Origin of the sequence: Massilia sp. AB1 (assembly GCF_018119385.1) — a bacterium.
Lineage (GTDB): Bacteria > Pseudomonadota > Gammaproteobacteria > Burkholderiales > Burkholderiaceae_D > Telluria.
Window position 1 is genome coordinate 1 of record NZ_JAGKSG010000030.1, and the last position, 14,228, is coordinate 14,228.

At 63.7% G+C, this 14,228-nt stretch carries 10 protein-coding genes and 1 tRNA gene; 6 read left to right on the forward strand and 5 right to left on the reverse strand.

The annotated features are described in order from the left end of the window. The 3 genes from J8847_RS16680 to J8847_RS16690 form a co-directional block, all read right to left on the reverse strand. Window positions 1-1,916 (reverse strand): ATP-binding protein (locus J8847_RS16680; RefSeq protein ID WP_211525832.1); only part of this gene is annotated, 1,916 nt, incomplete at its 3' end. Between the two features lie 379 nt (window positions 1,917-2,295). Then, complete coding sequence (locus J8847_RS16685; RefSeq protein ID WP_211525833.1) at window positions 2,296-2,490, reverse strand: YbdD/YjiX family protein; 195 nt, start codon at window positions 2,488-2,490, stop codon at window positions 2,296-2,298. Beyond that, window positions 2,490-4,556 (reverse strand): carbon starvation CstA family protein, encoded by a 2,067-nt coding sequence (locus J8847_RS16690; protein ID WP_211525834.1) that lies wholly within the window; start codon window positions 4,554-4,556, stop codon window positions 2,490-2,492. Before J8847_RS16690 ends, J8847_RS16685 begins: the two co-directional genes overlap by 1 nt. A 306-nt stretch (window positions 4,557-4,862) precedes the next feature. On the opposite strand from J8847_RS16690, the gene J8847_RS16695 reads away from it, so the two are divergent. The 5 genes from J8847_RS16695 to J8847_RS16715 all read left to right on the forward strand — a co-directional run bounded on the left by J8847_RS16695 (window position 4,863) and on the right by J8847_RS16715 (window position 10,461). After that, complete coding sequence (locus tag J8847_RS16695; protein WP_211525835.1) at window positions 4,863-6,239, forward strand: cache domain-containing protein; 1,377 nt, start codon at window positions 4,863-4,865, stop codon at window positions 6,237-6,239. Then, window positions 6,236-6,868: a response regulator transcription factor gene (locus J8847_RS16700; protein ID WP_211525836.1), complete on the forward strand. Its 633-nt coding sequence runs from the start codon at window positions 6,236-6,238 to the stop codon at window positions 6,866-6,868. Before J8847_RS16695 ends, J8847_RS16700 begins: the two co-directional genes overlap by 4 nt. A 117-nt stretch (window positions 6,869-6,985) precedes the next feature. Further along, a complete protein-coding gene (locus J8847_RS16705) occupies window positions 6,986-8,158 on the forward strand; it encodes an HDOD domain-containing protein (protein ID WP_211525837.1) in 1,173 nt (390 codons plus the stop codon). Then, window positions 8,151-10,196, forward strand: coding sequence for a bifunctional diguanylate cyclase/phosphodiesterase (locus J8847_RS16710; protein WP_211525838.1), 2,046 nt, complete (start codon window positions 8,151-8,153; stop codon window positions 10,194-10,196). The genes J8847_RS16705 and J8847_RS16710 overlap by 8 nt, the downstream gene beginning before the upstream one ends. Before the next feature lie 175 nt (window positions 10,197-10,371). Beyond that, window positions 10,372-10,461, forward strand: a tRNA-Ser gene (locus J8847_RS16715). A 249-nt stretch (window positions 10,462-10,710) separates the two neighbouring features. Here J8847_RS16715 and J8847_RS16720 read toward each other — a convergent pair. Then, window positions 10,711-11,136 carry a hypothetical protein gene (locus tag J8847_RS16720; protein ID WP_211525839.1) on the reverse strand — a complete coding sequence of 142 codons (426 nt, stop codon included), beginning with the start codon at window positions 11,134-11,136 and terminating at the stop codon, window positions 10,711-10,713. 313 nt (window positions 11,137-11,449) lie between these two features. Continuing rightward, window positions 11,450-13,183 (reverse strand): methyltransferase domain-containing protein, encoded by a 1,734-nt coding sequence (locus J8847_RS16725; protein WP_211525840.1) that lies wholly within the window; start codon window positions 13,181-13,183, stop codon window positions 11,450-11,452. Between the two features lie 258 nt (window positions 13,184-13,441). Between J8847_RS16725 and J8847_RS16730 the strand changes: the two genes are divergently transcribed. Beyond that, window positions 13,442-14,119 (forward strand): PEP-CTERM sorting domain-containing protein, encoded by a 678-nt coding sequence (locus J8847_RS16730; RefSeq protein WP_211525841.1) that lies wholly within the window; start codon window positions 13,442-13,444, stop codon window positions 14,117-14,119. The last annotated feature ends 109 nt before the right edge of the window (window positions 14,120-14,228 follow it).

Genomic DNA, 14,228 nt, shown 5'->3' on the forward strand with positions numbered 1-14,228 from the left:
TACAGGTCGGCGGCGCGCGCCGGCTTGACCAGCTGGTAGGCCACGCCCGCCTCGCGCCGCTGGACTGGGTCGGCCGCCAGTTTTTCCGGGCTGAGAAGAATCAGCTGGGTGGCGCGTGCCGCCGGCTCGGCGCGGATCGAGGCGGCCAGCGCCAGGCCGCTGGTGTGGGTCAGCTCCATGTCCAGCAAGGCCGCATCGAAGGCACGGCCGGCGCGCGCCGCGTCCAGCAGGCGTTCGTAGGCAGCGGCGGCGCTGGCCGCGCCTTCGCAGGAGGCGCGCCAGGTGTCGAGCTGGCGCATGAGTTCCGTGCGGCTCTCGTCCTGTTCGTCCACCACCAGCACGCGCAGGCCCTCCAGGCTGTGCTGGCGGTGGCCGGGCGCGTCGGGATCGACGCGGCGCTTGTCGAAGCCGACCGTGAACCAGAAGATCGAGCCGCGCTGGGGCGCGTTGTCGACGCCGATCGCGCCTTTCATGAGCTCCACCAGCTGCTTCGAGATCGCCAGCCCCAGGCCGGTGCCGCCGTACTTGCGGGTAGTGGAGTCGTCGGCCTGCGAGAAGGCGTTGAAGATACGCGCGCGCGCCTCGCGCGAGATGCCGATGCCGGTGTCGTGGACCTCGAAGCGCAGGTTGACCTTTTGCGCATCCTCGCCCGCCACGCGCACGCGCGCCAGGATGCGGCCCTGGTCGGTGAACTTGATCGCGTTGCCGAGCAGGTTGGCCATGACCTGGCGCAGCCGGTTCGGGTCGCCGCAGATGGCCACCGGGATGTCGTTGGCGATGTCGAAGTCGAAGCCGATGCCCTTGGCGGCGGCCTGCGGGTTGTAGACGTTGTGGATGTCGTCCAGCAGGTCCCACAGGTTGAAGTTGATGTACTCGATGGTCAGCTTGCCGGCTTCGATCTTGGAGAAGTCGAGGATGTCGTTGATGATCACCAGCAGGTGCTCGCCGGAGCGCTTGACCAGGGTGGTGTAATTGCGCTGCGCCTCGGTGAGTTCGGTGGCCAGCAGCATCTCGGTCATGCCCAGCACGCCGTTCATGGGCGTGCGGATCTCGTGGCTCATGGTGGCCAGGAAGGCGCTCTTGGCGCGGCTGGCCGCTTCGGCCGCGTTCTTGGCCTTCTCAAGCTGCTCGGTGCGCACGCCCACCTGGCGTTCCAGCTCGTCGCGGTGGTGCAGCAGGGCGGCGCCGCGGTCCTGGATCTGGGCCATCATGGTGTTGAAGCTGTCGATCAGGGTGCCCAGTTCGTCGGTGCGCGCGTGGCTGATGCGCAGGCCGTAGTTCTGGCTGGTGGAGACCTTTTGCGCGGCCTGGATCAACTTGGTGACCGGCTCCAGGATGCTGCGCTTGAAGCGCCCGGCCAGCATCAGGGCCACGGGCAGCGAGGCGCCCATGGCCAGGCCGATCACGCCCAGGCTGGCGAGGATGTCGAGCCACATGGGCAGCAGGTCGGCCTCGAGCATGACGATGCCGACCGGGAGCTCGCCATGGCGCACCTCGTGATAGACGCGCATGTGGCGCGACAGCAGGGTGCGGCCGCTGCGGTTGGCCTGGGCCAGGGTGGCGGCATCGACGCCGTCGAGCCCTTCCAGGTCTTCCTCGGCGCGGCCCTGGGCCTGGTAACGCGCCAGCGGTCGGCCGAGGCGGTCGTAGAGCACGGCGGCCGAGATCTCGCGCTGGGCCTCGAGGGCGGCCAGGGTGGCCTGGGCCTGCTTGCGGTCGACCAGCAGCAGTTCGCTGGCGCTGGCCGCGCCGATCACGCGTGCGAAGGATGCCAGCTGCATGCTTTCTTCCTGGCGGTGGTTGATCACCGAGCTCACCGCGAAGGCGGCGAAGACGAACAGCAGGGCGGTCGCCGTGGAAAGCAGCGAGAGGATGGTCAGCTTCTGGTTCAGGCTCGAGCGCTCGAAGTTCGGCATTGCGGTTCCCGCAGGCGGACGGCGAAGCGGACCAGCGATGGACGCAGCAGGTCCTCCTGTGCGGAATGCAAATTCCCGCAAGAAAAAATATACGGTAAGGGGGGATGATGTTTTTGAGGCAACGCAAAGTGGCGGGGGAGGGCGGGCGCTGACCCACGGCCACGATGTAGCCACCTGCCCGTCAACGTCATCCCGGCGAAGGCCGGGATCCAAGTTTGCGCGCGCATCCTCGAACGTCAAGCTCGGTGGGTACGCGACGAACTTGGATTCCGGCCTTCGCCGGAATGACGGTTTTTGGGCTGGAGGGGAGAGCGGGCGCGGGAGGTGTGCAAGCAAAAAAGAAGGGGGCGCTCTCGCGCCCCCTCGTCACTTCATCTGCTTAGCAGCAGCTCGCCCTCGACCCGCCGTACCTCGCCTCCTGGCGCTCACGGAAGAACTCCTCGTAGCTCATCGGCGTCTCATCAGGATGAGTACGCTCCATGTGCGCCAGGTAGGTGTCGTATTCAGGCAAGCCCACCATCAGGCGCAGGCTCTGCCCGAGGTACTTGCCTGCCTGTGCCAGCGAGCCGAACATCACTGCACCTGCGGCGTCGGCATGGCGACGTAAGGCGTTTCCTTCGCGGTCGGGCCGCCGGCGGCGCGGGCCGCCAGCACGGTGCGGACGCCGTAGAACAGCACCGCCACCACCACGAACATGAAGAAGCCCGACAGGGTCGCATCGACGTAGTCGTTGAAGATGATGCGTTCCATCTGCTCCACCGTCTTGGCCGGGGCCAGCACCGTGCCGGCGTCGTGCGCGGCCTGGAACTTGTTGGCGTGGGCGATGAAGCCGACCTTCGGATTCGCATCGAAGATCTTCTGCCAGCCGGCGGTCAGGGTGCAGGCCAGCAGCCACAGGGTCGGCACGATGGTGACCCAGGCGTACTTGGCGCGCTTCATCTTGAAGAGCACGCAGGTGCCCAGCATCAGCGCGATACCGGCCAGCATCTGGTTGGCGATGCCGAACAGCGGCCACAGGGTGTTGATGCCGCCCAGCGGATCGACCACGCCCTGGTACAGGAAGTAGCCCCAGGCCGCCACGCACAGGCCGGTGGCCAGCAGGTTGGCCGGCAGCGACTCGGTGCGCTTGAGCGACGGCGCGAAGGCGCCCAGCAGGTCCTGCAGCATGAAGCGGCCGGCGCGGGTGCCCGCGTCGACGGCGGTCAGGATGAACAGCGCCTCGAACAGGATCGCGAAGTGGTACCAGAAGGCCATCATGGCCTGGCCGCCCACCACGTTCGACAGGATGTGGGCCATGCCCACCGCCAGGGTCGGCGCGCCGCCGGCGCGCGAGATGATGGTGTGCTCTCCGACGTCCTTGGCCATCTGCTCCAGGGCTTCGGGCGTGATCACGAAGCCCATGTTCGACACGGCGGCCGCAGCCGACTGCGCGGTGGTGCCCAGCACGGCGGCCGGGCTGTTCATGGCGAAGTAGACGCCCGGATCGATGGTCGCAGCGGCCACCAGGGCCATGATCGCGACGAAGGATTCCATCAGCATGCCGCCGTAGCCGATGAAGCGGGCGTGCGATTCGTTCTCGATCATCTTCGGCGTGGTGCCCGAGGAGATCAGCGCGTGGAAGCCCGACACGGCGCCGCAGGCGATGGTGATGAACAGGAAGGGGAACAGGTTGCCCGACCACACCGGACCGGTGCCGTCGATGAACTTGGTCACGGCCGGCATGCGCAGGTCCGGCGCCACCAGCAGGATGCCGATCGCGAGGCCGACGATGGTGCCGATCTTCAGGAAGGTCGACAGGTAGTCGCGCGGCGCCAGCAGCAGCCAGACGGGAATCACGGAAGCGACGAAGCCGTAGCCGATCAGCATCCAGGTGAGTTCGGTGCCGGTGAAGGTGAACATCGGGCCCAGGACCGCGGAGTCGTGCACCCACTGGCCGCCGATAATGGCCAGCATCAGCAGCACGAAGCCGATCATCGACACTTCGCCGATGCGGCCGACGCGCACGTAGCGCGAGTACAGGCCCATGAACAATGCGATCGGGATGGTCGCCATCACGGTGAAGGTGCCCCATGGGGAGCCGGTCAGCGCCTTCACGACGATCAGCGCCAGCACCGCCAGGATGATGACCATGATCATGAAGGTGCCGAGCAGGGCGATCATGCCCGGGATCTCGCCCATTTCCGACTTGATCAGGTCGCCCAGCGAGCGGCCGTCGCGGCGGGTGGAGATGAACAGCACGAGGAAGTCCTGCACGGCGCCGGCGAAGACCACGCCGGCCAGGATCCACATCATGCCGGGCAGGTAGCCCATCTGGGCCGCCAGCACGGGGCCGACCAGCGGGCCGGCGCCGGCGATCGCGGCGAAGTGGTGGCCGAACAGGACGTACTTGTTGGTCGGGACGTAGTCGAGGCCATCGTTGAATTTATAGGCCGGGGTCTGGCGCTTGGGGTCGAGCTGCATCACCTTGCTGGCGATGAATAGCGAATAAAAGCGGTAGGCGATCAGGTAGACGCAGACTGCCGCCGCGACGACCCAGATGGCGTTGATGGTTTCGCCGCGCTTGACCGCGACGACGCCGAGCGAAAACGCGCCCAGCAGCGAGAGCGCGACCCAGCCGAGCGCGCGCATGGAACGATTCATTGTGACTCCTCCGATTAAGGATTGATGCTTATTTTCCGCCGGTGGGGCCGGCGCATTTATTGACAGCTATCGGCCAGTATCTTGCACTATCAGTTACGCCACAAGCGCATGATTACGGAGGGGCTGCGTAGTATTACGTAGGGCAACTGTGCGCCTGAGGCGTAGTCGCTCCGTTAGCCGAGTCCCGGGACGACGGCCTTCGGGCTAATGCAGTGAAACTTCGTCAGCGCCTTGCAAGCACTTCGGTAAAAAACCGCCCTCAGGCGTAAAATGCGCGGATGCAAGTATTCGATGTGGAAGCGCCAAATGGCTGAGACATTACGCCTGAGACAAAAGGTCATCGTGCTGGCGATCGCGCCGCTGATCGTGGCGCTGGTGGCCATTGCGCTGTTCGTGCGCCAGCAGGCGGTGACCCTGGCGCAGCAGCAGCGCGCCACCATCCAGCGCGCCTACCTGGACAGCAAGGAAGCCGAGCTGCGCCACTACGTGGCCCTGGCCGCGCGCTCGATCGCCCACCTGACCCGCTCGGGCCGCAGCGACCCCGCCACCCTGGCCGAAGCCAAGCGCATCCTGGCCTCGCTCAGCTACGGCGACGACGGCTACTTCTTCCTGTACGACATGCAGGGCAACAACCTGATGCACCCGCGCCAGCCCGAACTGGTCGGCACCAACATGTGGAACTGGCGCGACGACCTGGGCGAACCCACCATCCAGCGCCTGATCCAGCGCGCCCAGGCCGGCGGCGGCTTCCAGCGCTACCGCTGGGTCAAGCCATCATCCAGCCAGCAGGCCCTGAAGCTCGGCTACGTGGTGCCGGTCCCGCACTGGGGCTGGATGATGGGCACCGGCATCTACCTCGACGACGTCGAGGCCGCGCTGGCCCAGGTCGATGCGCAGCAGTCGCGCAACATCGAAGAAACCATGTTGTGGATCGCCGGCCTGGCCATCCTGGCCGCGCTGACCGTGGCGACCGGCGGCCTGGCGCTGAATATCAGCGAGCACCGCGTGGCCGACGCCAAGCTCAAGGCCCTGGCCCAGCGCGTGGTCGATTCGCAGGAAGAAGAACGGGCGCGCCTGTCGCGCGACCTGCACGACGGGATCAGCCAGGCGCTGGTTTCGGTCAAGCTGCAGCTGGAGGCGGGCATCATCCGCCTGGGCGGCGACGAAGGCCAGCGCGCGCAGGCCAGGATCGGCCTGGAACGCACGGTGGAGCAGGTGAAGTCGGTGCTGGGCGAAGTGCGCCGCATCTCGCACGACCTGCGTCCGACCCTGCTGGACGACCTGGGTCTGGCGCCCGCGCTCGACCACCTGGCCAGCGAATTCGGCGAGCATGCCGGCACGCCGGTGCGCTTCCGCACCGAAGGACAGCTCGACGGCCTGCCCGAGATGGTGGGCACGGTGCTGTTCCGCGTAGCCCAGGAAGCCCTGACCAACGCCGAGCGCCATGCGGGCGCCGCCTGCATCGACATGAGCCTGGTGAGGGCGGAGCGGTGTTTGAGCCTGACGATCCAGGACGACGGCCTGGGCTTCGACGCCGACAGCGTGGCCGTGCACCCGAAGCGCGGCATCGGCCTGCGCAACATGATGGAGAGGATGGAAGCGATCGGCGGCCGGCTCGCGATCGCCTCCTCGCCGGCCGGCACCCGCGTGGTGGCCAGCATCGACCTGGAGGAACAGGCATGAGCCAAGAAGTGAAGATACTGCTGGTGGACGACCACCCCCTGGTGCGCGACGGCCTGCGCGCGCGCCTGGAAGCCGCGCCGCACCTGCGCGTGGTGGGCGAAGCCGGTTCCGGCCAGGAAGCGCTGGAGCAGGCCGGCCGCTGCCAGCCCGACCTGGTGCTGATGGACGTGAACATGCGCGCTAGCAGCGGCATCGAAGCCACCGCCCAGCTCACGGCGCGCTATCCGGGCATCGCGGTCTTGATCCTGTCGATGCACGACAAGCCCGAGTACGTGAGCCAGGCCATGCAGGCCGGTGCGCGCGGCTATGTGCTCAAGGACGCGCCGGGCAAGGACATCGTGCTGGCTATCGAGACCGTGATGGGCGGCGGCATCTACTACAGCGCCGCGCTGGCGCGCCAGCTGGCCAGCCCCCTGGCGGCCGACAACCAGCTGACCTCGCGCGAGCAGGAAGTGCTGCGCCATATCGCCGCCGGCCAGTCGAACAAGCAGATCGCGCGCGAACTCGACCTGTCGGTACGCACCGTCGAAACCCACCGCCTGAACATCAAGCGCAAACTCGGCATCGAAGGGCAGGCGGAATTGATCCGTTTCGCCGTCCAGCGCGCCGGATTCGAAGAAAACCCATAAATCCTTGTCTTCCGGGATGCATATTCTTCGGATATCGTGTCTTTACGGAAACAGCGGGTGTTGCTTTCTAATAATTGGTGCACTAAGATCATCTGAATATCACCTTTGAAACAACACATGGCTGCGCAGGAACAAGATTCAATCCCGCTGGTTGCATTCGACCCGGTCGCCAATGCGCAGAACGAGTGGGTGGCGCTTTGCGTGCGTGTGGAGCCCGGCGAGAACATGCCGGCGCGCCTGCAGGCCGTGTTCGGCATGCCGGACCTGCTGGCCGCCATCGCGCCGCTGGACGGCCTGTTGATGGTCGATTCCCCCGCTGCGCTGACGCCGCCGGTGCTGGCGCTGCTGCCGGCCAACCGCATCGGTTTCGTCGTGGCGGCCGATGCGCTGCTGCAGGAGGGCGCCATGCGCCGCCTGGGCGAGCTGCACGAAACCGGTTACCGGGTCTGGCTCGATGGCGCGATTCCTGAAGGCGTGAAGGCGCCGGCCGCCCTGCGTTCGGTGGCGCGCGACTGCGGCGCGGATGCGCCGCCTCCCGGCCGCCTGGCCGCGCTGTTCGGCCCGCACCTGGCGCGCAATGTGCACACTGCGCTGCGTTTTTCCGAATGCGAGAACGCCGGTTTCGACTGGTTCAGCGGCGACTACCCGCTCGACCCGGCCAGTTTCCCATCGCCGAGCGACGACGGCAGCTCGCGCCGCCGCCTGCTGACCCTCCTGGGCCTGCTGGCGCGCGATGCCGATTCGCGCGAGCTGGAACTGCAGCTCAAGCAGGACCCGACGCTGTCCTATCACTTGCTCAAGCTGGTGAATTCCGCCGCCTTCGCGGTAAGCACCCAGATCACCAGCTTCAACCAGGCCATCAACCTGCTGGGCCGGCGCCAACTGCAGCGCTGGCTGCAGCTGCTGCTGTACGCGCGCCAGCAGCCGGACGGCCCGCCGAACCTGCTGCTGCCGCTGGCCGCGCGCCGCGGCGCGCAGCTGGAAGCTCTGTGCAAGCACGCCGGCGGCAGCCGCGACGAACAGGACCTGGCCTTCATGACCGGCGTGTTCTCGCTGCTGGACCGGCTGCTGCGCATGCCGATGCACGACATCGCGGCGGACCTGTGCCTGCCCGAGCACATCGCGGGCGCGCTGCTGGAGCGCAGCGGCACCCTGGGCGGCTGGCTGCGCCTGACTGAGATCGATCCGCTTGGGGATGACCTGGAGCGGGCCGGCGTGACGATTGACGCCTGGTGGAACAGCCAGTTGCACGCGTATCACTGGGCGATACAGGTGGGCCGCAATGTCTGACCTGCACGAGGTGGTTCCGGTCGCGGTAGATGTCGTCGGCGGTTCTGCCGCCGTGTGCGAGGCCGTCATCCGACTGCGTGGGGAAGCGCTGTCGCATGAGCTGGGCCGCGTGGCGCGCGAGCTCATGTCCAGCCCTGTGGGGCGCTTCGTGCAGGGCGCGGGCAGCTTCGAGACCGGCGTCTATGGCAACTCGCTGCGCCATCCCGTCTGTGCGGGCACCGAGCAGTTCGGCTACTACGAGGTGGCGGGGCGCGGCTACTGCGACAGCGACTACCGCCAGCTGGCCGCACTCGCGCAACTGACCGGCAACCTGATGCAGATGCAGGCGCTGGCCCAGCGTTCCACCCACGCGTACGCGCAGATGGAAGCGCAGCTGGCGCACCAGTCCCAGATCCTGGACCAGATCCACGAATCCGTGCTGACGATGGACCAGATGGGTTACATCACCAGCTGGAACCGCGGCGCTGAGGAGCTGTTCGGCTACTCCGCGCTGGAAGCCATCGGCCGCAACATCCTGTTCCTGTACGCGGACGAGGACGAAGGCTTCCACGACGTGTTCGCGGAGCAGGGCGGGCGCATGATGGAAGTCCGGCGCCGAAAGAAGTCCGGCGAGGTGTTCTGGGCCAGCCTGTCGCTGTCGCCGCTGCGCGACCTGGCGGAGCGGCCGATCGGGCTGATCGCCTACCTGACCGATATCACCGAACGCAAGCAGGCCGAGGAACAGCTGCACCACCTGGCATATTACGATGAACTCACCGGGCTGCCGAACCGCACGCTGTTCGCGCGCCTGGTCGACCAGGCCCTGATGGTCGCCCAGCGCAACGAGGCGAATGGCTGCCTGCTGTTCATCGACCTGAATCGCTTCAAGCGCATCAACGATACCTTGGGCCGCCGCATTGGCGACGAGCTGCTGAAGCAGGTGGCGCAGCGCTTCCGCGATACCTTGCGCGACGAGGACGTGGTGGCGCGCTTGTCCGGCGACGAATTCGCGGTCGGGCTGTTCGACATTCGCCAGCACTACGAAGCCACCACGGTGGCGCAGAAGCTGCAGGGCGTGCTGGATGCGCCGTTCTACATCGCCGGGCACGACCTGCGCGTGGGCGCGAGTATCGGCATCAGCGTGTATCCGCAGAACGGCAACGATGCGGAGACCTTGCTGGGACTGGCGGACATCGCGATGGAGCGGGCCAAGAAAGGCGACGCGAATCCGGACCGCAGCGTGGCCTTCTACAGCGACGACATGAACCAGGGCATGCAGGAGCGCATGCGCATTGAGACCGGCTTGCGCCAGGCGCTCGGTAACGGTGAATTGATCCTGTATTACCAGCCGAAGTTCGAAATCGGCAGCGGGCGCATCGTCGGTGCGGAGGCGCTGGTGCGCTGGGTGCATCCGCAGCGCGGCCTGGTGCCGCCTGGCGAGTTCATTCCGCTGGCCGAGAGCACTGGCCTGATCGTGCAGGTGGGCGAGTGGGTGCTGGAACAGGCCTGCGCGCAGGCGGCCGTGTGGCAGAAGGCGGGCTTGCCGCCGTTCCGCCTGGCCGTGAACGTGTCGGCGCGCGAGTTCACGCAATCGCTGCCGGCGCGGGTGGCGGATACGCTGCGGCGCTACCAGCTCGATCCGTCGTGGCTGGAGCTGGAGATCACCGAGAGCACGCTGATGCACGACATCGGGCGGGTGACCGGGATCATGGACAGGCTGACCGCGCTGGGCGTGGCCTTGTCGCTGGACGATTTCGGGACCGGGTATTCGAGCTTGTCGTATCTGAAGCGCTTCCCGATTCACACTTTGAAGATCGACCGCTCGTTCACGACCGGGATTCCTGGGGATGCGAGCGACTGTGCGATCGCGGGGACCATCATCAGCATGGCGCGCCAGCTTCGCCTGCGCGTGATCGCGGAAGGGGTGGAGACGGTGGAGCAGCTGGACTTCCTGCGCGAGTCGGGTTGCGACGAGGTGCAGGGGTATTTGTACAGCAAGCCGCTGCCGGCGTATGACTTCGAGCGGAGTTTGCGGGACAACTGGCTGCTGCTTGCCTGAGTATCGCGGCTTGTTCCGCACCGACCACCGCTAGCCTTAAGACCGTCGCTCCGGGACTCGGCGTCCCCCTCGGCCGGAGTCTAAGTTTCGTGGCTCAGCCGAGGCATATGCAAACTGCGTGGACCGATGAGCCTCACTGGGACCGATGATTTATGTATAATGCCGGTTCCTCAAAGGAAGCGTGGCCGAGTGGTTGAAGGCAGCAGTCTTGAAAACTGCCGACGGGGGAACCCGTTCGTGAGTTCGAATCTCACCGCTTCCGCCAGTACTATTCCCCACCCTTGGCGTGACCCACATCCTCGTAACCTGAGCATGTGCATCGAGGCCGGTACCCCGCCATTTATTCACTATCCCCTTTTACGCAATTCTCGGCGAAGACGAGCATTGTCTACTGTCACTGCAACAAGCGTCAGGATGACAAGCGTGCACAGCGCGTCGGGTCCTAAGTAGTGCCAAAATGCCCATCCGAAAAGCGCAAGTAGAGCGCCGGCGGCGAGCAGTGAAAGGGAATCCTTCATCGGACCGCCTCTTGGTGCTTGTAGTATTTCCGCGATGTCACGCCTGGGTCGTAAACGCCCGGCAACCGATGAAGAAGCGCTGCAAGCCACGGTCGCCTGAAGCCCCATTTCGCAGCCAGGACAAGTATATCGCCGAGAGAGGTGCCGTTGCCGAGACAGCGCCCTGTAGCGACCGCAAGGCTTCCAATGACTGCCCCCGCGTAGAAGGCCGCAGAACATGCTGCGACGACTCCCAGCTTTTCCAGTTTGGTACCAGCACCAATCAGTTCGGCCACGGTAACTCTGGTGCCGAATTTGTCTATCAAGCCAAGTAGTACCGTTACCGTACCTACCGTGGTTTGCACCGTTCCAAAGAGGCTTTCTGGCGCAGGAAGGCCAAGAGCGCTCATGTTCTCCTTGAAGTATTTGTAAAAGTTCGACATTGATCAGTCTCCTCGATAGTTACGTACTTCTCCGCTAACTCTGCGTATCGAAAGCTGTTCTCAATTGCTGAGTTGATGCACGCACACCCATACCGGCAATTTTCTTTTGATTCTGGATGGAAACGTAGAAGGAATTATTGGGTGTCGGCTTACTGCGCTGATTGAAGAGCATCAAAATTGTCAGCAAGTAGGATCAAGCCTGAGCCTGCGCGTAGGACACGAGAGACATGATCAAAGAACTGATTACTCTAACGAAGCATGAGGCAACCGTAATGCAGTCGAGTAATCTGCTGCTTGCCGAGATGCCGCCCAGTTAAAGCGAAGGGGAAGGGACGATTAAGTTTTTGGCAGTCGCTGGCTCCCATGGACGTAAACCCTGATCCTTAGCCAAGCGAATGCGCTGCACCTTCATCGCATCGATCAGGTCCGTTGGTGAAGCGGCTGCCTCCAGCATCGGAAGCGTTTGCTCGGCTTCGAGGAAGAAGCGGTGCCGCGCATCAGTCCCCGCCGACAGGAAGCCCGCTTCCCACCATTCGGTGATCCGCTCGCTGGCGCGTTCCAGGGCTGTTTGGGTGACCAGGCGGTTCGACTTCTCGCTGTTGATTCGCCTCGATGCAGGCATCAAGTTCCATGCGTCGCCGCAGGGCCAAGCAGCGAAGGGAAAACAATGATCGATGTCGAAATCGTCCTTCAGGCGCTGGCCCGACCATACGCAGTAAATGGACTTGCCGTGGGCGCGAAGTCGTTCGACCGCGGCACGCGCGAACTTGGTATCGCGCTCGGGATCTGCCCACGCAAGTAGCGAATACGCGGTCTGGCTTATTGCCGGTCCGAGTTGCCCCGCATAGGACTCCATCAGGCGCACCCATTCCGAAACAAGAACCGGCTCGACCCACACGTTGTAGTGGCTAAGCGCATCCCAGATTGGGAGGGGAACGTGGAACTCGCCGAAGCTCCACAGGAATAGATCGTCGATCCGCAGGCTTGACGGTGTCGATGTGCGGCGCTGGTGCTTGATGTGGAAGATGTTCTCTTCGCTTGCTGGCCAACGCAGGTACTTGACTGGCATTTCGCGGATCAGCCTGGATATCTCCCACAGGCTGCCGTGAAGGTGGCGCGCCGTGTCATCGTAGAACTCCATCCCTGCACGAAGGTCGATCGGTCGAATTAAGCGCAAGGCCGTGAAGTTGTTGGTCACGAAGCCGGGGGCATTTCCAGCGCGGTTAGACGGCATCTGGGGAAGACCGCCTTCGATGAGCGGCTTGTACATGCGTAGCCAGAAGAGTGCCACCAGGCCCATTGGCAGGACGACGGATTCCGGCTCATGGCGTGCTGCGCCTGCCGCGGTATCGGCGATCCTGGCCAGGATGCGTAGGAGCGCAATCTTGTAGGTCGATGACTTCCCGTCCGTAAGGATCAAGTGGCGTAGCAGCGGAAGCGCGCCCAAGCCATCATCGGGTAGCCCAAGAACCACAGTCGTCCATGAAATACCGGTCCGGCCCAGCCTGTCCGGGCTGTCGTCGGTGCGAACCTGCCTGAGGCCGAACTGCTGGGCCATCGCCGTCAGCTCTGGCAGCGTCACCTCGTACATGGCGCGATCGGTATCGGGCGGACCAATTCGAAGGCTGATGGCGATTCGTCCATTCGGCGACAGCAGCGTTGCCAGCTTTCGTAGGGCACGTTGGCGTGAAGTAGGCGGCACGTGCATCCAGACTGCCGAGAGCAGGATCAGATCGAATGTAAGGCCCAGCCGGCGTACCTGTGCCAGGTTTGGCAGGCTGTCAGCCAACCAGTGAATACGTGGCGAAGGATGGCACTGGCGCGCGAGGGTGCGCATCGCCTCCGAGGGCTCAACGGCGACAACATCGTATCCCTTGCCCGCAAACCAAGCGGCGTCCCGTCCAGAGCCGGCGCCGACGTCCAGAATCGTCGCGCCGGAGACTGGCAGCAGATCCAGCAGGGTAGGGTGCACATCTTCGAATGTCAGCGATTCGTACTGGGAGACAAGCTGCTCGGCGTTCTGATCGTAGTGAGGAATGGTCTGCACGTGACCTTCGGTTTGTTTTGTCGACTCATCAATTGTAAGCCGAACTATGCTGCCGTAGGGCAATCGATTCGCTTTGCAATCGTGATGAGGCTGTCCTATCTTTAATTTCTACGAAAGGAAATTTACATTTCCTGTCGATAATCTTTACAACAGTAAAGTTGCTCCAAGAAATTTTTCATGTTTTTCAAGGAATTGCAGATTTGGCATAAAGATTGCTTAATAGTGCCAGTAAGTTCACTATAATTTCCTGAAAGAAATATGAAAACCCAACTTGCTTACTCTTTGGCTGCACTTGCACTCAGTGCTTTCGCCAGTACGGCTTCTGCCGCTCTCATCCCTTCAGGCGTACACAACGACGTCGCGTTCTCGACGGTAACGGATGATTGGGGGTGGAAACTCATCAGCACGAGCGATTATGGCGGCGGCCTTTCCGTTGCCGACCTATTTGCCGGTCACCAGAAGTACGTCATGCTGGGTGCAATGCGGCGTGGCTCCACCACGATTGACGTCTTGGCAGCAGACCAATATGCGACGGTGACCACCTATACCTCTATAAACACCACGAACAAATCGAATAACGTGGGTTGGTACTACAACGGCTACTCCATGGGATTTGCCGGCGCCGATGACATCATTTGCCAAAATAGTGCGGACGTGTGCGCGATGGGTGAACGCGATCGCATGAGCTGGCACACCAGCAATTCGATTTCGTACTGGGAGCAAAATCATCTCACCGCGCCCAATTATGTGTTTAACGGATGGCGCAGCGGCAATAACACGGGTATTTATAGTGGCACCGATTGGGTTCGCGTCGTCTTCACGCGCGACGAGATCCGAACTGAAGTGCCGGAGCCCGCATCCCTCGGTCTCATCGGCCTAGGTGTTTTTGCCTTGGCGGCAGCACGGCGTAAATCGCGCGCTGCAAAGAACGCTTAATTCGGCATCAAGAGGCTCGCTAAAACGTGCCTCTTTCTTTTTGGCCCGCGGTAGGGATTTGCTGCACGATGGCGCGGAGAGCGGGATGCCATCAGGGCGGATGAGAGAG

What these genes read in the sequence shown, in the direction of transcription:
- J8847_RS16700 (WP_211525836.1), top strand. Translation starts at nt 6,236, where the DNA reads ATGAGCCAAGAAGTGAAGATACTGCTGGTGGACGACCACCCCCTGGTG.
- J8847_RS16690 (WP_211525834.1), bottom strand. Translation starts at nt 4,556, where the DNA reads ATGAATCGTTCCATGCGCGCGCTCGGCTGGGTCGCGCTCTCGCTGCTG.
- J8847_RS16710 (WP_211525838.1), top strand. Translation starts at nt 8,151, where the DNA reads ATGTCTGACCTGCACGAGGTGGTTCCGGTCGCGGTAGATGTCGTCGGC.
- J8847_RS16720 (WP_211525839.1), bottom strand. Translation starts at nt 11,136, where the DNA reads ATGTCGAACTTTTACAAATACTTCAAGGAGAACATGAGCGCTCTTGGC.
- J8847_RS16705 (WP_211525837.1), top strand. Translation starts at nt 6,986, where the DNA reads ATGGCTGCGCAGGAACAAGATTCAATCCCGCTGGTTGCATTCGACCCG.
- J8847_RS16685 (WP_211525833.1), bottom strand. Translation starts at nt 2,490, where the DNA reads ATGTTCGGCTCGCTGGCACAGGCAGGCAAGTACCTCGGGCAGAGCCTG.
- J8847_RS16730 (WP_211525841.1), top strand. Translation starts at nt 13,442, where the DNA reads ATGAAAACCCAACTTGCTTACTCTTTGGCTGCACTTGCACTCAGTGCT.
- J8847_RS16695 (WP_211525835.1), top strand. Translation starts at nt 4,863, where the DNA reads ATGGCTGAGACATTACGCCTGAGACAAAAGGTCATCGTGCTGGCGATC.